Genomic DNA, 17,006 nt, shown 5'->3' on the forward strand with positions numbered 1-17,006 from the left:
CACCCGGTTGAACCGTCCTTCCCCGTGACCCGTTGTGCGGGGGGACCCGAAGGCACCGAAGGAGACGTATGTCAGGCGTTGCGCTCCGGCTCGGCGGCCTCCTGGGCGTGCGCGCCGGGCGGGGTGCCGGGCGGGTGCTCGCCCAGGCGGCCGAGCCGTTCGCGTACCTTCTCGGCGTCCGGATGGTCGAACTCCACGAAGATCGCCAGGGCTTGGCGCCAGGCCTCGCGCGCGGCCTGCGGTTCGTCGGCGTCCAGATGGACGTCCCCGAGGTTGCCCAGGGTGTGGCCCTCTCCCCAGCGGTTGCCGATGTCCCGGTGGGTCTTGAGCGCCTGGAGGTGGTACTCGACGGCGGCGCCGTGACGCCCCAGACGGCGGTGGGCGGTGCCCAGGATGTCGAGGGTGACCCCTTCGACCCACCGGTTGCCGCCCGCGCGCAGGACGGCCAGGGCCCGCTCCAGGCAGTCGACGGCCTCCTCGAACCGGCCCTGCCGCTGGTAGGCGTCGCCCAGGTTGCACAGGGAGATCCCCTCGCCCCAGGCACCGCCGATGGCCCGCTCGATGACCAGCCCCCGGCGGGTATACTCGACGGCCTTGGCGAGCTGCCCGGACTGCAGATAGGCGTCGCCCAGGTTGGACACGGCCGCGCCTCTGCCGTCACGGTCCCCGAGATCGCGGTAGGCGACCATCGCCTGACGCAGATGGTCGATCGTCTCGTCGAGCCGGCCCGAGCTGCGCAGGGCGGCCCCCATGTCCGCGAGCCCCTGGGCCTCGCCCCGGCGGTCACCGGCGGCGCGGGCGGCGGCGAGCCCCACCCGGGCGGTGTCGAGCCAGTCGTGCATGTGGCTGCGGAGGTAGAAGAACCCCCACAGGACGGCGGGCAGCCGCCAGGCGATGCCGGGCTGCCCCGACGCGGCGGCCGTGTGCACCGCGCTGACCAGGTTGCCCCGCTCCTTCTCGCACCAGCCGAGCGCCTCGTCGTACGTCGTGAACTCCAGCGGCCGGCACAGCGCGGGCGGCGGGCCGAGAGGGATCGGGCGGCGGCGCGGGGTGATGTGCGGGTAGGCGGCGTCCGCGGTGTGCAGGTACCAGGAGAGCAGCCGTTCCAGGGCCAGGTCCCGCTCGCGCGGGCTCTCCTCGGCCTGGACACGTTCGGCGGCGTACACGCGCAGCAGGTCGTGCAGGGTGTAGCGGCCCGGGAAGTGCTCGGTGAGCAGATGGGCCCGGGTCAGCTCGACGAGCAGGCCGCGGGCCTCGCGCGTCGGCAGCCCGGCGAGCGCGGCCGCGGCCGGCGCGGAGATGTCGGGCCCGGAATGCAGGCTCAGCAGGTGGAACAGACGGGCGGCCGGGGCGGACAGCGCCCTGTACGACCAGGAGAAGACGGCCCGTACGTCCGTGGTGATGTCGTCGCCGCCGGTGAAGGCGTCCAGGCTGCCGTGGCTCTCGCGCAGTTCGTCGACGATGGCGCTGAGCGGGAAGGCGGGGTGCGCGGCGGCGTGGGCGGCCACGATGGACAGTGCCAGCGGCAGCCGGGCGCACCGCGTGATGATCTCGTCGACCGCCCGAGGTTCGGCCGCAGGACGGCCGGTGCCGAGGCGGCGCGCCAGCAGGTCGTAGGACTCGGCGGGGGTGAGCTGGTCCAGGGTCAGCGGGTACGCGCCCTCCGCGGCGACCAGACCGGTGAGCTGGTTGCGGCTGGTGACGATGACCAGGCAGCCCGGGGAGCCGGGCAGCAGCGGGCGGACCTGCTCGGTGTCGCGGGCGTTGTCGAGCAGAACGAGGATCCGGCGCTGGGCGAGCAGGCTGCGGTAGAGCGCCGCCTGGGCGTCGAGGCCGGCGGGGATCCGCATCGGGGGGACGCCGAGGGCGTCGAGGAAAGTGCGGATGGCGTCGTCCGGTGCCATCACCACGCCGGTCGGGTCGAAGCCGCGCAGGTTGACGTAGAGCTGTCCGTCGGGGAAGCGGCCGGTCATCTCGTGGGCCCAGTGCACGGCCAGGGTGGTCTTGCCGATGCCGGCCATGCCGCCGATCGCGCTGATCACCACGGCGGCCGGAGCCTCGTCCACGCCGGGCAGCAGGGCTCGTACGCGATCGAGTTCCGCCTCACGGCCGACGAACGTCGGCAATTCTGCTGGCAGTTGGGCGGGGATCGCCGCCTGCGTGCCGCCCGGCGGGACCGGCCGTGCGGACGACTCCGTTGCGGGCGTCCGGGGTTCGGCCGGCCGCGGCGCCGATGAGGATCCCGGCTCGGAAGAGGGCCCGCCGTCCGGAGAGGGACCGCTGTCCGGGGCAGGGCCGGGGACCGCGTGCGGCCCGATGCCCGAGGGCGACCAGATGCCCGAGGACGATCCGATGCCCGAGGGGGGACCGATGTCCAGGGACGGGTCGGCGGCCAGGATGCGTTCGTGCAGGTCCTTCAGCGCCGCGCCGGGTTCGACGCCCAGCTCGGCCACCAGGGTGCCGCGCGTTCCCCGGTAGGCGGCCAGCGCCTCGACCTGCCGCCCGGACCGGTACAGGGCCAGCATGAGGAGCCGGCACAGTCCCTCGCGCAGCGGGAACTTCCCTGCCAGGGAGACCAGTTCGGCGATCACCTCGCCGTGGCGTCCGAGTTCCACGTCGACGTCCAGCCGCAGCTCCAGTGCGGTCAGCCGCTGCTCGGCCAGCCGGGAACCCTCGGACTCGGCGAGCGGTCCCGGCACTCCCGCCAGCGCCGTCCCCTGCCAGCCGCCGAGCGCGGCGCGCAGCAGGTCCGCCGCCGCGGACGGATCACCGGCGGCGCGCAGCTTCCTGGCCTCGGCGACCCGCCGCTCGAACACCCCCAGATCCAGGGCGCCTTCGGCAATCCGGAGCGCGTATCCGTCGCCGACGGAGACGATCACGCAGGGAGCGGCGGTGGCGTCCCGTTCCGGTTCCAGTCCCTTGCGCAGCCGCGACACATAGGTCCGTACGACGGACACGGCGGCCGCCGGCGGCTCCTCGCCCCAGACCGCGTCGAGGAGTTCGCCGAGCATGACGGGGCGTCCCCGCCGCAGGAGCAGCGCCGCCAGCACCGCCCGCTGCTGCGGGGCACCGACGTCCACCTCGTGCTCCCCACGCCAGGCCCGGACCGGCCCCAGCACGGCGAAACGCACGGATCCCTCGTAGCCGTTCACTCTCCGCACTCTACTGAACACCCCTTTCCGCTTAGGGGTGTTGGGGGTGTGTAAGGGGCCACACGTCCCTTCCGCTTCCGTATCGGTTCGTCCGGGATTTGAACCGTTCCCCGGCGCCGCCCGTTGCGCTACGAGGACCCGACGCGACGGGCCCGGCCGGCACGCACACGGCGGAGCGCGTCAGGAAGGAAGCGCCTTGACATCCTCCCTTCCCTAAAGGAGAGGGATTCCCGCCTGCCTGCCGGTTGTCACCGGTTGGGGCTTCGAGTGGGTTCCCCATTCAACGGGCCGTGCCTGGAGCGGTTTTTCCGCACCAGGACTGACCGGCCCTCCAGGGGCGTTTAGCCTCTCCGCCTGTCCGGCGGCGAGGATCACGCGCGACGCATTGAGGTCACGATCATGCCCAGTACCGCAACCGCTGCACCGCCAGGTTCGTACCTGCAGCGGCTTCTTCCCGCCCACCGCCCAGCACACGGAACACGTCTGGGACGACGGCAGCCAGCGAGAGACGACACCGACGTGACGGCCGACTCGGGCGGCCTTGTCCTCCAGCACGCGGCGGAACATGCCCCACGCGGCATCGTGGACGGACTTGGCCATCCGGGTGCGCGCGAGGCCAGAGACCGCCAGGTCTTCGAGATAGACCGCTTGGTTGTCGCGGACCAGCCTCGAAGCACTCTGGTGGCACCAGTTTCTGCGCGCGTCGGCCACCCGGGCGTGAGCACGGGCGACGCGGATGCGGGCCTTGGCCCGGTTCGCGGATCCCTTCGCCTTGCGGCTCAGAGCCTGCTGCGCCTTCCTCAGCCTCCGCTCGGCGCGGCGCAGGAAGCGCGGATTGTCGATCACCTTGCCGTCGGAGAGAACGGCGTAGTGGGTCAGGCCGAGGTCAATGCCGACCTCAGCTGTGACGGGCACGAGCGGTTCGGACTCGACCTGGACGACGAAGCTCGCGAAGTACCGTCCCGACGGATCCTTGATCACGGTCACCGACGACGGCGCCGACGGCAGCGGGCGCGACCAGCGCACCCGCACATCACCGATCTTCGCGAGATTCAAGCGACCGTTGTCCCGCAGCCTGAACCCGTTCTTCGAGAACCGGACCGACTGCCGCATCTCCCGCTTCGACTTGAACCGGGGCAGGCCTACACGGCGACTACGCCGCTTCCCCGACACCGACGCGAAAAAGTTCTCATACGCCGCATCCAAATCCCGCAGGGAGGACTGCAAAGCATCCACGGACACATCGGCCAGCCACGCCCGCTCGGGCGTCCGCTTCGCCTCCGTGATCACCCGTCGCGCCAGAACACCCGTCGCAATACGCGACTTGTCCACCGTATAGGCGGACTTCCTGGCGGCCAGGGCATCGTTGTAGACCACTCGGGCGCAGCCGAACGTACGGGCCAGCGCAATGCACTGACCCGGCGTCGGCTCGATCCGGAAGGAATACCTCAGATACACGTGGCCAACGTACTGACTGCCACTGACAACACCGTCCCACCCAGAAGGCGAACCGGCTTTCCCTGTCCTGCTCCGCAGAGGCTTCGCTGCCTCCCCCGCCTGAAGCCAGGGCTGTCCGCCAAGGTGCCCCGATGAGCCGGGGCGAACAGACACCCGGACCGACCCCGGAGGACGCCCCCGGCGAGACCGTCCCCGCCTTCACGGTGGTCATCGCCGGTGACGGTTCGGCCGTCATCGACGGCGAGCCCGTACCGCCGGTGGACGGGGTGACGGTCGACGCCGCGATCCTCGACGCGCTGCACGGGTACGCGCGGGACCGCGGCACCACCGTGACCGCCACGATCTCGGACCCCTCGGCGGGGTATGTGGCGTCCGTCGAGGTGGCCCCGGACGGTTCGAGCACGCTCGTGGACCAGCGGGAGGAACCGGCGGCCCAGCCGGCCGGCGAGGAGCCGGTCGTCACCGGGGAGCCGTCCCCCGGCGGGGAGCCGGTCACCAGCGAGGAGCCCGCCACCGGTGGGGAGCCGGCCATCGGCGAGGACGGGGAGGACGACCTCGCGTACGACGGGGACGCGGACTACGCGGACGAGGACGACGGGGACGACGGGGACGACGGGGACGAGGACGACGACGGCTTCGACATGGAGGCGTACACGCTGGAGCAGCAGCGCCTGCGGGAGTCCCGGACCCTGCCCCCGCCCCCTGCCCCGGACCCGGACCCGGGCTCGCACGCGGACGCGGACCTGAGCCCGGACGCGGACGTGGACCGGGACGCTGATGCTGATGCTGATGCTGATGCTGATGCTGATGCTGATGCTGATGCTGATAGCGAGGGTCCGGGGTTCGCCGCGTCCGAGGGCTTCGGGGCCTCCGCCGGCCGGTCCCCCGTCGTCCGGCCCGCTCCCCCGCTGGTCCGCCGGTCCGGGGCGCGTCAGTCGGACGACGAGTACGAGGGTCCGGGCCTGCTGCACCGGCCGCTGGTCGTCGGGCCGGTGGCCCTCGTCGCGGCCGCCCTCGTCATCGTGCCGCTGGCGATGCTGGGCAGCGGCGGGCAGGACGACGGCGGGCGCCGTACGGAAGCGGCCCGCTCGACCGGCGAGCCGAGCACGAGCCCGCGGGCCGAGCGGTCGGGGCCTGGCTCCACCGCGACGGTGAGCGTCCCGCCCGGTTCCTCGGCGTCCACCTCGGCCGGGCCGAAGGAGTCGAAGGGCCCGAAGAAGGGCTCCAAGGGGTCCGGCGCTACGAAGGGCGGGGGGAAGGGCGCCGGGGCCGTCGTCACGGTGACCGCCAGGCCGCCGCGGGCCACGGTGACCGCGCGGCCGGCGCAGGACACCGCCGCCACCGCCGTGAAACGGCTCGCCCGCAACGATCCCTCGGGACGGCACATCTGCTATCGCGCCTACGTCTCCGGGCAGGGCTGGCAGAAGCCCGTGTGCGACGGCACGATGGCCGGCACCTCGGGCCGGAACAGCCCGATCAAGGCGCTGAACATCGCGGTGTCCGGCGGGGGCGGTTCGGCCGCGAACGCCTTCGTCCACGATCCCGCGTCGTCCGACGGCCGGGGCAGGTGGGAACCGCAGTGGACCGCGGTGATCGCCGACGGCAGGGACAACTACATCGGCGGCACGAAGAAGAGCGCCCCCGTCATGTCGGGTTTCGCCATCAACATCGGCAGCGGGCGGATCTGCCAGAGCGCCAAGGTCCACGGTTTCGACTGGGGCGCGCAGGGCTGCGCCGACGCCCGCCCCGGCTACGTGTTCGGCGGCGCCCTGGAGAACGACCGCTGGCTCGAAGCGGTCAAGTTCACGCTCTGAGCCCCCGCTCCCGCCCCTGCCCCGCCCGGGTACCGTCCTCGCGGCCGGGCGGGGCCCTGTTCAGGGCGGCCCCGTTCAGGGGCGGGCGCGGCTGACGTGGATGTTGCCGTGGCGGGTGCGGGCGCGGATCGTGACGGTTTCCTCTGTGCGGTCCGGGGTCTTGGCGGCGGTGAGGGTGTTGTGCACCTGGCCGGAGCCCGCGCTGACGTCGAGCCAGGCGGCCGTACCCTCGCGCACGCCGATCTCGATAGCGCCGTGGGCGGTCTCCAACTGGACCGTGCCGCGGGTCACTTCGTCCACGCGGATGGTGCCGTGGGCGGTGGTGGCGGTGACCGAGTCGGCGGCGCGCCGGATCTCGATGTCGCCGTTGGCGTTGCTCACCCGCAGTTCGCCGGCGACGCCGTCGACGGTCGTGCTGCCGTGGGAGTTCTTCAGGACGGCGGGGCCGTCGATCAGGCCGAGGCGCAGGCTGCCGGTGCTGGTGGTGATCTCGGCCTTGCCCTCGACCCGCTCGACGGTGATCGAGCCGTGCGAGGCGGTCAGGTGGAGCGGGCCGGTGGCCTCGAAGCGGGTGTCGCCGGAGGAGGTCTTCACGCGGACCTCGCCGAGCCGGCCCTCGCCGAGCACCTGGGTCCAGGCCCCGCTCACGTCGATGCGCGAGCCCGTGGGCAGTTCGACGCTCACGTCGACGGTGCCGGTGCGGCCGAACGGGCTGGACCGGGGCGTGCGGATCGTCAGGGCGCCGCGGGCGTATCCGACCTCGGTCTGCTCGACGGTCCGTGTGTCCACGCTCTTGCCCGGGTCGCGGGGGCGGACCTCGACGACGGTGTCGGTGCGCTCGGAGGCGGTGAACCGGATGGAACCGGCGTCCACGCGTGCCGTGGCCTCGATCGCTTCGGGGGTGTCGAAAGTAGGCATGGCTGCCCCGTCCTCCGGGTCTTCAGGGTGTCCCCGCGGGTGGGACGTGGTGTGAGCGGGTGGTCGGGGGCGGTCAGCGCACCCAGCCGGTGAAGCTCTGTCCGGCGGAGCGGGCGCGTTCGGGGGCGCGGACCCGGGTGCCGCCGTCGACGGCGGCCGACACGGCGCGTACCAGCCATGCGTTGACCGACAGGCCCTCGCGGCTCGCCGCCTCCTCGGCGCGTGCCTTGAGGTGGGCGGGCAGCCGCAGGTTGACGCGGGCGGTGCCGCCCTCGTCGCCGTCGGCCGGGGCCGGGGTCCTGAAGGAGTCGGCGGGCTCGGCCGGTTCCGCGGCGGCGCCGTTGTCGGCGGGGGGCAGCGTCACCACGAAGTCGGGGTCCAGGCCGCGCAGCCGGACGTCGACCGAGCCGGGCGCGAGTTCACGGGTGATCTCGTCCATGGCGGCGGACAGGACGTTGAGCATGACCAGCCGGGTCGCCGACTCCAGCGGGGCGGTGAGCCGCTCGGCCAGCTCGCCCGCTTCCTTGCCGCCGGCCTCGGCGGCCACCGCGAGTTCCCGGCGGAGGGTGTCGACATACGGCGTGAGATCCATGGCGCCATAATCGCATCACCTTGGCACCACATACAAGCGACGGGCATTTCCGGGAGGGGCGGGCCCCTTCCGTGGGCCCTTCAGCTGCGGGAACGGGAAGGGCCGTCCGGGGCATCGTGGCACCATGCGTACGGCCGGCCGTGCGTGGGCGTCAAGTGCGGTGCGGCGGGCGGGAGTTCGGGGGCCCGCCCCGCCGGCCCGGGTGTCAGTCGACGGGTTCGACGCCCGCCCGCAGCAGGCCGTAGGTGTAGGCGTCCTCCAGCGCGGCCCAGGACGCGGCGATGACGTTCTCGGCGACGCCCACGGTGGACCACTCGTAGCGGCCGTCCGTCATGGAGATCAGGACCCGGGTCGTGGACTCCGTGCCGTGCCTGGCCTCCAGGATGCGGCCCTTGTAGTCGACCACGCCGAGGCGGGCGAGCTGCGGGTAGATCTGCTCCAGGCCCACGCGCAGGGCGCGGTCCAGGGCGTTGACCGGGCCGTTGCCCTCGGCGGCGGCGACGATCCGCTCGCCCTTGGCCCACAGCTTCACCGTGACCTCGTTGGCGTGGCTGCCGTCGGGGCGGTCCTCCAGGATGGCCCGCCAGGACTCGACCTCGAAGTAGCGCAGCGGTCTGCCCTGCACCTCGGCGCGCAGCAGGAGTTCGAAGGACGCGTCGGCGGCTTCGTAGGTGTAGCCCCGCAGTTCGCGTTCCTTGACGCGTTCGACGACCCGGCCGATCAGTTCGCGGTCGCCGCCGAGGTCGATGCCCAGTTCCTTGCCCTTGAGTTCGATGGAGGCGCGACCGGCCATGTCGGAGACGAGCATGCGCATGGTGTTGCCGACCTGCTCGGGGTCGATGTGCTGGTAGAGGTCCGGGTCGACCTTGATGGCGGAGGCGTGCAGGCCCGCCTTGTGCGCGAAGGCGGAGACGCCGACGTAGGGCTGGTGGGTGGAGGGGGTGAGGTTGACGACCTCGGCGATGGCGTGGGAGATGCGGGTGGTCTCGCGGAGCCTGCCCTCGGGCAGGACCTTCCTGGCGTACTTGAGTTCCAGCGCGGCGACGACGGGGAAGAGGTTGGCGTTGCCGACCCGTTCGCCGTAGCCGTTCGCGGTGCACTGCACGTGGGTGGCGCCCGCGTCGACGGCGGCCAGGGTGTTGGCGACCGCGCAGCCGGTGTCGTCCTGGGCGTGGATGCCGAGCCGGGCGCCGGTGTCGGCCAGGACCGTCTGCACGATCGCCTGGACCTGGGCGGGGAGCATGCCGCCGTTGGTGTCGCACAGCACGACCACGCAGGCGCCCGCCTCGTGCGCGGCCCGCACGACCGCTTTGGCGTAGTGGGGATTGGCGCGGTAGCCGTCGAAGAAGTGCTCGCAGTCCACGAACACCCGCCGGCCCTGTGCCACCAGGTGGGAGACGGTGTCGCGGACCATCTCCAGGTTCTCCTCCAGCGTGGTGCGCAGCGCCAGTTCCACGTGCCGGTCGTGCGCCTTGGCGACCAGCGTGATCACCGGGGCACCCGAGTCCAGGAGCGCTTTGACCTGGAGGTCCTCGCTCGCTCTGGCGCCGGCCCTGCGGGTGGCGCCGAAGGCGACGAGCCGCGCGTGCCGGAGGTCGAGTTCGTCGCGCGCGCGGGCGAAGAACTCGGTGTCGCGGGGGTTGGCGCCGGGCCAGCCGCCCTCGATGAAGCCCACCCCGAAGTCGTCCAGGTGCCGCGCGATGGCCAGCTTGTCCGCCACGGTGAGGTTGATGCCCTCGCGCTGCGCGCCGTCGCGCAGCGTCGTGTCGAAGACGTGGAAGAGATCGCCGAGTTCGCCGGGGACGTTCCCGGTGCGTTCGCTCTCGCTGATACTCATGGCGACCATCTCCTGTTCGGGATCTCGGTCCACCGGATGACCGGCTGCACCGTCCATCTATGACCCCTCGCGCTCGCTTCCCGGTCGAGGATGGGCACAGGGGCGGCGAGGGGGCCCGGCCGGGGTGTCACTGGGGCTGGTTGCCGTGCTTGCGGGAGGGCTGCTGCACGTATTTGGTGCGCAGGACGGCGAGGGCGTCGATGAGTCTGACGCGGGTCTCGGCGGGGTCGATGACGTCGTCCACCAGGCCGCGTTCGGCGGCGTGGTAGGGGTGCATGAGCTGTTCCCGGTACTCCTTGATGTGCTGTGCGCGGGCGGTCTCGGGGTCGTCGGCGGCCGCGATCTCGCGCCGGAAGACGACGCCCGCGGCGCCTTCCGCGCCCATCACCGCGATCTCGTTGCCGGGCCAGGCCAGGGACAGGTCCGAGCCGATGGAGCGGGAGTCCATGACGATGTAGGCGCCGCCGTAGGCCTTGCGCAGGATGAGCTGGATGCGGGGGACGGTCGCGTTGCAGTAGGCGTAGAGGAGTTTCGCGCCGTGCCGGATGATGCCGCCGTGTTCCTGGCCGACGCCGGGCAGGAAGCCGGGCACGTCGACCAGTGTCACGAGCGGGATGTTGAAGGCGTCGCACATCTGCACGAAGCGGGCCGCCTTCTCGCTGCCCTTGATGTCGAGGACTCCGGCGAGGGCCGCGGGCTGGTTGGCGACGATGCCGACCGCGTGGCCGTCCAGCCGGGCCAGCGCGCACACGACGTTGGGCGCCCATGCCTCGTGCACCTCGAAGAGGTCGCCGGCGTCGATGAACTCCTCGATGACCTCGCGCATGTCGTAGGCGCGTTTCTCCTCGGAGGGCACCAGGTCGCGCAGGGCCGGGGTGAGCCGGTCGGGCCGGTCGGCGGCGGGCTCGGAGGGCGGCTGTTCACGGTTGTTGGCCGGCAGGAAGGACAGCAGGTAGCGGACGTCGGCGAGGCAGCTCTCCTCGTCGTCGTAGGCGAAGTGGGCGACTCCGGACAGGGTGGTGTGGGCGTCGGCGCCGCCGAGTTCGTCGTGGCTGATCCTCTCCCCGGTGACGGCCTGTACGACGTCGGGGCCGGTGATGAACATCTGTGCGGTGCCGCGCACCATGAACACGAAGTCGGTCAGGGCCGGGGAGTAGGCCGCGCCGCCCGCACAGGGGCCCAGCATCACGCTGATCTGCGGGATGACCCCGGAGTTGCGGACGTTGCGCTGGAAGATGCCGCCGTAGCCGGCGAGCGCGGTCACCCCTTCCTGGATGCGCGCCCCGGCGCCGTCGCACAGGCCCACGATCGGGGCGCCGGCCGTGGCGGCCATGTCCATGATCTTGTGGATCTTCTCGGCGTGCGCCTCGCCGAGGGAGCCTCCGAAGATGCGGAAGTCGTGGGCGTAGGCGAAGACGACCCGGCCGAAGACCCGGCCCCAGACGGTGACGACGCCGTCGGTCAAGGGGCGTTTGTCCTCCAGGCCGAAGCCGCTCGCCCGGTGCCGGCGCAGCCCTTCGACCTCGGTGAACCGGCCGTCGTCGAAGAGGAGTCGGAGCCGTTCGCGGGCGGTGAGCTTGCCCTTGGCGTGCTGCGCCCGGGTTGCCTTGTCGCTGGGTCCTCGGCGCATCTCGGCGCGTACGGCCGCGAGTTCGGCGACCGTGCCGCGCCGCTGCCCGACCGGTGTGTCGTCCAGGGCGGTCATGGTTCCCCTTCCCGGCCGTCGTGATCAGCCGTCCGTGCGACGGGCCGACGGCCAGCTTCCGCCTGGGCACTTGAAGCCGGTTGGAGTACTGGACGACGACCGCTGTGGACACGCCGGGCCTCCGGCGGCGCTCGAGGCCGCCTCGAGTGCGGCGTGCGACGCTCAAGGTCGTGAGCTCCGATGCGGACGGTCAAGAGCCTTCTTGGAGCACCGAAGGGCCCGCCGGCGTCCCCACAATCCCCCGAGGGCTCCGGCGGGCCTCCTGCCTGTCCACGCCGGAAGGGGCCGCGGGGGTCGGTGCGGTCGAAGCGGCCGGGTTCCGGCGGTGGCGAGGCGGGCGGTGAGGGCGGTGGCACCGTCGAGATCCGGTCGCTTTGACGCCGGGTCGCACCGTCCGAGCTGCTGCTTTACGAGCACACGCCACCCCGTGGCGCATATTGGCGCCACTAATGGCTCGCTCTGACACCATACGTGTGCCACAGTGGGGCCACGCAATCGGAGCGACGCCGGGCACGGCGTACGACACGAAGGAGCCCCCCACCATGTCGATCACCCTCAACGACCAGGACAAGCTCACCCTGCGCACCGCCGCCTACGGGGCCGTGACGCTGATGGCCGCGGCCGCCGGCGCCGACTCCCCGCACAAGGTGGCCACCCAGGGCAGCATCGCCCTGACCACCGGCACCGGCCTGGTCGGCCACGTCCTGGCGGAGAAGTCCGCGGTCGGGGACATGAGCGGCAAGTCCGCGGCCGAGATCGCCGACCGTGTCCTGCCCGCCCTGACCGCCGCCGTGCAGCTGCTGAGGAAGCAGGACCCCGAGGAGGCCGACAACTTCCGCAGCACCGTCCTCGTCGCCGTCGAGGCGTCCGCCCGTACCTCCAAGGGCGAGCCCGGCCCCACCCTCGCCGCGACCGCGAAGAAGATCACCGCGGCTCTCGACGCCGCCTGACACGGACCCGGCCCGGCACCGCTCCTGCCGCCGCACGACCCCGGCTCCGCCGGAGAACCCTCCGGCGGAGCCGGACCTGTTCACGCACCGCCTGGTGTCCCGCCGGCGGGACACCAGGGGCCGGCCGGCGGGACACGGCAAGCCGGACCGTGAACAGCAGCGCCCCGGTGCCGAGTTGCCTTGAACCCACTCCCCCGCGTGCGTGAGCGTGGGAGTCATCCAATGCCGTGACGGGCACGGCGGAACGGGGGCACACGTGGGACACACCGGCACGGACACGGATGTGGTGATCGCGGGCGCCGGGCCCACGGGCCTGATGCTCGCCTGCGAACTGCGGCTGGCGGGCGCCGAGGTGATCGTGGTCGAGCGGCTCGCGCAGCGCTCGGGCGAGTCGCGGGCCGGCGGGGTCCATTCGCGCACCCTGGAGGTGCTGGACCAGCGCGGCGTCCTGGACCGTTTCCTGGCGGAGGGCGAGCTGCAGCCGGTGGGCCACTTCTCCGGCCTCTACCTCGACTTCGACGAGTCGGAGTCGCGCCACCCCTACCCGCTGATGATCCTGCAGTCCGCCATCGAGCGGCTGCTGGAGGAGTGGGCCCTCGAACTCGGCGTGCGGGTGCACCGCGCGTGCGAGGTGAGCGGCATCCGCCAGGACGAGACCGGAGTGACGGTGGAGACCGGCGGGACGCAGCAGGCGCCCACGGCGCTGCGCGCCCGCTATCTGGTGGGCTGCGACGGCGGGCGCAGCACGGTGCGCAAGCTGGCGGGCATCGGCTTCCCCGGCACCGAGGCGACGATGACGGCACTGATCGGTGACGTCGAACTCCCCGATCTGCCCGAGGACTACGTGTGGGTGCGGCGCACCGCGCGCGGGGACTGGTCGGCGATCGCGTTCGAGCCGGGCTGGCACCGGGTGATCACCTCGGAGTTCGACCGGGTCGCGGACCGCGAGGAGAGCGTGACGTTCGAGGGGCTGCGCGCGTCCCTGATCCGGGTCGCGGGCACCGACTTCGGCATGCGCAACCCCCGCTGGATCTCCCGGTTCAACGACGCGGCGCGGCAGGCCGACCGGTACCGCGAGGGGCGGGTGCTGCTCGCGGGCGACGCGGCGCACATCCACTTCCCGGCCGGCGGGCAGGGACTGAACATGGGCGTGCAGGACGCGGTCAACCTCGGCTGGAAGCTCGCCTCGGTGGTGCGCGGCCGGGCGCCGGAGAGCCTGCTGGACACCTACCACGCCGAGCGGCACCCCGTCGGGGAGCGGGTGCTGCACAACACGCGGGCGCAGTCGGCCCTGGTGCGTCCCGGGCCGCAGACGGACGCGCTGCGCGAGATATTCGGCTCCCTGATGGTGTTCGACGAGGTCAACCAGTACCTGCGTCATCTGCTGACGGCCCTGGACATCCGCTATCCCCTCGACGGCGACCACCCGCTGACCGGCCGCCGGGTCCCCGACGCCGACCTGAAGGCGCCCGACGGCGCCACCCGGGTCCACGAGCTGCTGCACGCCGCCCGCCCGGTCCTGCTCGACCTGTCCGGCGGCGCCGGGACAGCGGCCGTCGCCGCGGGCTGGGCCGACCGCGTGGACGTCGTCGAGGCGCACGGCGAGGACGAGCCATGGATCGTCCCGGCCCTCGGCGAGATCCCCGCACCGGCCGCGGTCCTCATCCGCCCCGACGGCCATGTCGCCTGGGCGGCCGCCGCGGGCACGGTGCCCGACACCGCCGCGCTCAGGGCCGCCCTCGCGACCTGGTTCGGCCCGGCCCTCACGGGCTGACCGGCCCCTTGCCGACAACGAACGGCCGGCGCGCGCGCCTTCCGGCGAGGCCCGGCCGTGACGACCCCACGAAGGGAACACACCGACCGTGAACAGCACGTGGTTGCGACGCTTCACCACGACGGCCGCCGACGGACCGATCCTCGTGTGCTTCCCGCACGCGGGAGGCTCCGCGACGGCGTTCAAGGACCTGGCGCGCGTTCTGCACCCGAACGTCGACGTGGTGTCCGTGCAGTATCCGGGCCGCCAGGACCGCTACCGCGAGGAGCCGTTCACGGACCTCGGCCCGCTGGCGGAGGCGGTGACCGAGGAGCTGGCCCGTGAACTGGCCGCGGACGGGCGGCCGTACGCGCTGTTCGGGCACAGCATGGGCTCGCTGGTGGCGTTCGAGACGGCCCGCCGGCTCGCCGAGCGTCGACTGCCCGCCCCGCAGCGGGTGTTCTTCTCCGGCCGGGGCGGCCCGGACCTGCGCGACAGCGCCTACGACCTCTACGACGACGCCGACATGCTGGCCGAGGTGCGCCGGCTGGGCGGCACCGACCAGTCCATGCTGGAGGACCCCGACATCCTGGAGCTGGTGCTGCCGGCGCTGCGGGCCGACTACCGCATCCTGGGCACCTACCGCGGACCGTCGGGCGGCGGACCGCTCACGGCCCCGGTGACCGCGCTGATCGGGGACAGCGACCCGATCGCGACGGTCCAGGACGCCCACACCTGGCGCGAGCACACCACCGGCGACTTCCGGGTGGAGGTGTTCCCCGGCGGCCACTTCTACCTCTTCGACCAGCTCGAGAAGGTCGCCACCGCCGTCACCGAGGGCCTGCTCACACGGGCCGCCGTGTCCTAGGCACAGGACACCGGCTGCCGACGGCGGCGGCGAGGTTCAGCCGGCCGTGCTGCGCACAGGGGGTTCCGCCTGTGCGGGTGCAGCTGCCGCGACCGCGCAGGCGGCGCGTACGAAGGCGGCGACGGCGGGTGAGCGTGCGTCCTGGGGCCAGGCGACGGCCAGCGTGGAGTCCGGCAGGTCGCTGACCGGGCGGTAGGCGATCTCGGGTCGCGGGTAGCGCCGGGCCACCGAGGCGGGCGAGAAGAACACGACGCTGCCGGTCTCGACGAGGCTGAAGATCTCCGACAGGTTGGAGGCGGGCCGCCCCGCCCCGGACCTGTGCTCGGCGGAGGGGCCGTGGTCGGCCGGGGCTCCGCCGGGGAGTTCCCGGCCCGCCAGGTCGGCCAGGCACAGCCGGGTCCGGGCGGCGAGGGGATCGGCGGCGGCCAGGGCGACCAGGGCCGGCTCGGTCAGCAGCGGCTCGCTGTCCAGGCCGCGGTCGTCGAAGGGGCACAGCACGAGTGCCACGTCGGCGAGACCGTCACGAAGTGCCTGCGGCTGCTTGCCGAACCCCCCGAGGACCAGCTCGGGCGGCAGGGCCGCGTCGTCGGTACCGTAGGCATCAAGGATCTGGGGCAGCAGGCCGCCGTCGACGTCGGCCTTGAGCGCGATCCGCAGCCGGGGCGACGTGCTGCCCGCCTGCCGGGCCCGGTGGGCGGCGGCGGTGACCGCTTCCAGGGCGGTCCTGGCCTCGCGCAGCAGGACGTCCCCGGCGGCGGTGAGTCTCACCTGCCGGGTGGTGCGCTCGAACAGCGTCACGCCGAGTTGCCGTTCGAGGTCCCGGATCGCGCGGGACAGCGGGGGCTGTGCCATGCCCAGCCGTCCGGCGGCGCGTCCGAAGTGCAGTTCCTCCGCGACCGCCACGAAGTACCGGAGCTGCCGCACCTCAAGGTCATTCATATCGTCAGGGTATCGATGGTGACCGAGCCGGTCCTTCACCTGCGCTGTCGCGCCGGGTTCACTCGAAGACATCCGGCGACACCTCCTGCGGGTGGCGCCGTCGACCGTCTTTCACGGAGGTACTCATGATCGTCATCACTACGCCGACCGGAGACGTCGGGCGGCAGGTCCTGGACCGCGTCCTGGACAGTGGAGAGGCGGTCCGCGTCATCGTCCGCGACCCCTCCCGGCTGCCCGGGCACGTGCACGCGAACGCCGAGGTGGTGCAGGGCTCCCACGCCGACCCCGACACGATCACGAAGGCGCTCGACGGCGCCGACCGGATGTTCTGGCTCGTGCCCCCGGCCGGTTTCCACGATGCCGGCAGCGCCAGGCGCCACTACCTGGAGTTCACCCGGTCCGCCGCGCAGGCGGCCGCGAGCCGGGGTGTGCGGGTGGTGGGCGTCACCTCCCTGGGCCGAGGGTACGAGGGCGAGGCCGGGCTTCTGTCGGGCGCGCTGGCGATGGACGAGCTGATCGAGGGCACCGGCGCGCCCTACCGGGCACTGGCCCTGCCGTTCTTCATGGAGAACCTGCTCCGCCAGGTCCAGCCGATGGGAGAGCAGGGAACGTTCTCCCTGGCGAACACTGCGGACCGGCCGCTGCCGACCATCGCCACCCGTGATGCCGCCGCTGCCGCTGCGGCGCTCCTGCTGGACACCTCCTGGAGCGGGCAGGCCCGCGTTCCCCTGACCGGTCCCGACGACCTGACCCCCGACGCCATGGCCGAGGTCATTTCCGACACCGTGGGCCGCACGGTGCGCTACCAGCAGGTTCCGATCGCGGACTTCCAGGCCCGGATGGTGCAGCACGGTGCGAGCCCGGCGCTGGCGCAGGACATGGCGGACATGGTCAAGGCGCAGAACGACGGGATCTACGACGCCGAACCGCGTGATGCGGGCTCCGCCACCGCCACGAGCTTCCGCCAGTGGTGCCAGGACACCTTGAAGCCGGCGTTCACGAGCTGATCCGGTTGCGCCC

At 72.6% G+C, this 17,006-nt stretch carries 12 protein-coding genes; 5 read left to right on the forward strand and 7 right to left on the reverse strand.

The features are described from left to right. Positions 1-71: 71 nt before the first annotated feature. Together ACFYYF_RS29790 and ACFYYF_RS29795 are read right to left on the reverse strand one after the other, a co-directional pair. Complete coding sequence (locus tag ACFYYF_RS29790; protein WP_388780625.1) at positions 72-3,152, reverse strand: BTAD domain-containing putative transcriptional regulator; 3,081 nt, start codon at positions 3,150-3,152, stop codon at positions 72-74. Between the two features lie 213 nt (positions 3,153-3,365). Further along, positions 3,366-4,610 (reverse strand): RNA-guided endonuclease InsQ/TnpB family protein, encoded by a 1,245-nt coding sequence (locus ACFYYF_RS29795; RefSeq protein WP_388780626.1) that lies wholly within the window; start codon positions 4,608-4,610, stop codon positions 3,366-3,368. A 131-nt stretch (positions 4,611-4,741) separates the two neighbouring features. Here ACFYYF_RS29795 and ACFYYF_RS29800 point away from each other — a divergent pair, with 131 nt between their 5' ends. Further along, positions 4,742-6,424, forward strand: a complete 1,683-nt coding sequence (locus ACFYYF_RS29800; RefSeq protein ID WP_388780627.1) for a hypothetical protein — start codon at positions 4,742-4,744, stop codon at positions 6,422-6,424. Positions 6,425-6,499: 75 nt separating this feature from the next. Here ACFYYF_RS29800 and ACFYYF_RS29805 read toward each other — a convergent pair whose 3' ends face one another. The 4 genes from ACFYYF_RS29805 to ACFYYF_RS29820 all read right to left on the reverse strand — a co-directional run bounded on the left by ACFYYF_RS29805 (position 6,500) and on the right by ACFYYF_RS29820 (position 11,476). Next, positions 6,500-7,342, reverse strand: coding sequence for a DUF4097 domain-containing protein (locus ACFYYF_RS29805; RefSeq protein ID WP_388780628.1), 843 nt, complete (start codon positions 7,340-7,342; stop codon positions 6,500-6,502). A gap of 73 nt (positions 7,343-7,415) precedes the next feature. After that, entirely contained in the window at positions 7,416-7,934 is a 519-nt protein-coding gene (locus ACFYYF_RS29810) for a hypothetical protein (RefSeq protein WP_388780629.1), read from the reverse strand. A gap of 205 nt (positions 7,935-8,139) precedes the next feature. Then, complete coding sequence (gene cimA, locus ACFYYF_RS29815; protein ID WP_388780630.1) at positions 8,140-9,771, reverse strand: citramalate synthase; 1,632 nt, start codon at positions 9,769-9,771, stop codon at positions 8,140-8,142. Positions 9,772-9,898: 127 nt separating this feature from the next. Beyond that, positions 9,899-11,476, reverse strand: a complete 1,578-nt coding sequence (locus ACFYYF_RS29820; protein WP_388780631.1) for an acyl-CoA carboxylase subunit beta — start codon at positions 11,474-11,476, stop codon at positions 9,899-9,901. Between the two features lie 542 nt (positions 11,477-12,018). Between ACFYYF_RS29820 and ACFYYF_RS29825 the strand changes: the two genes are divergently transcribed. The 3 genes from ACFYYF_RS29825 (at position 12,019) to ACFYYF_RS29835 (ending at position 15,047) form a co-directional block, all read left to right on the forward strand. Then, positions 12,019-12,426, forward strand: a complete 408-nt coding sequence (locus tag ACFYYF_RS29825) for a hypothetical protein (protein WP_361684608.1) — start codon at positions 12,019-12,021, stop codon at positions 12,424-12,426. A 256-nt stretch (positions 12,427-12,682) separates the two neighbouring features. Beyond that, positions 12,683-14,200, forward strand: coding sequence for an FAD-dependent monooxygenase (locus ACFYYF_RS29830; RefSeq protein ID WP_388780632.1), 1,518 nt, complete (start codon positions 12,683-12,685; stop codon positions 14,198-14,200). Between the two features lie 88 nt (positions 14,201-14,288). Continuing rightward, the gene (locus ACFYYF_RS29835) at positions 14,289-15,047 is read left to right on the forward strand and encodes a thioesterase II family protein (protein WP_388780633.1); all 759 of its coding nucleotides are present in this window, start codon (positions 14,289-14,291) and stop codon (positions 15,045-15,047) included. Between the two features lie 36 nt (positions 15,048-15,083). Here the strand turns inward: ACFYYF_RS29835 and ACFYYF_RS29840 are convergent, their stop codons facing one another. Further along, positions 15,084-15,986: a LysR family transcriptional regulator gene (locus ACFYYF_RS29840; RefSeq protein WP_388780634.1), complete on the reverse strand. Its 903-nt coding sequence runs from the start codon at positions 15,984-15,986 to the stop codon at positions 15,084-15,086. A 125-nt stretch (positions 15,987-16,111) separates the two neighbouring features. Between ACFYYF_RS29840 and ACFYYF_RS29845 the strand changes: the two genes are divergently transcribed. After that, positions 16,112-16,993: an NAD(P)H-binding protein gene (locus tag ACFYYF_RS29845; RefSeq protein WP_388780635.1), complete on the forward strand. Its 882-nt coding sequence runs from the start codon at positions 16,112-16,114 to the stop codon at positions 16,991-16,993. Positions 16,994-17,006: the final 13 nt, after the last annotated feature.

Origin of the sequence: Streptomyces sp. NPDC001914, from assembly GCF_042891215.1 — a bacterium.
GTDB lineage: Bacteria > Actinomycetota > Actinomycetes > Streptomycetales > Streptomycetaceae > Streptomyces.

What these genes read in the sequence shown, in the direction of transcription:
- ACFYYF_RS29800 (WP_388780627.1), top strand. Translation starts at nt 4,742, where the DNA reads ATGAGCCGGGGCGAACAGACACCCGGACCGACCCCGGAGGACGCCCCC.
- ACFYYF_RS29805 (WP_388780628.1), bottom strand. Translation starts at nt 7,342, where the DNA reads ATGCCTACTTTCGACACCCCCGAAGCGATCGAGGCCACGGCACGCGTG.
- ACFYYF_RS29810 (WP_388780629.1), bottom strand. Translation starts at nt 7,934, where the DNA reads ATGGATCTCACGCCGTATGTCGACACCCTCCGCCGGGAACTCGCGGTG.
- cimA (WP_388780630.1), bottom strand. Translation starts at nt 9,771, where the DNA reads ATGAGTATCAGCGAGAGCGAACGCACCGGGAACGTCCCCGGCGAACTC.
- ACFYYF_RS29820 (WP_388780631.1), bottom strand. Translation starts at nt 11,476, where the DNA reads ATGACCGCCCTGGACGACACACCGGTCGGGCAGCGGCGCGGCACGGTC.
- ACFYYF_RS29825 (WP_361684608.1), top strand. Translation starts at nt 12,019, where the DNA reads ATGTCGATCACCCTCAACGACCAGGACAAGCTCACCCTGCGCACCGCC.
- ACFYYF_RS29840 (WP_388780634.1), bottom strand. Translation starts at nt 15,986, where the DNA reads ATGAATGACCTTGAGGTGCGGCAGCTCCGGTACTTCGTGGCGGTCGCG.
- ACFYYF_RS29845 (WP_388780635.1), top strand. Translation starts at nt 16,112, where the DNA reads ATGATCGTCATCACTACGCCGACCGGAGACGTCGGGCGGCAGGTCCTG.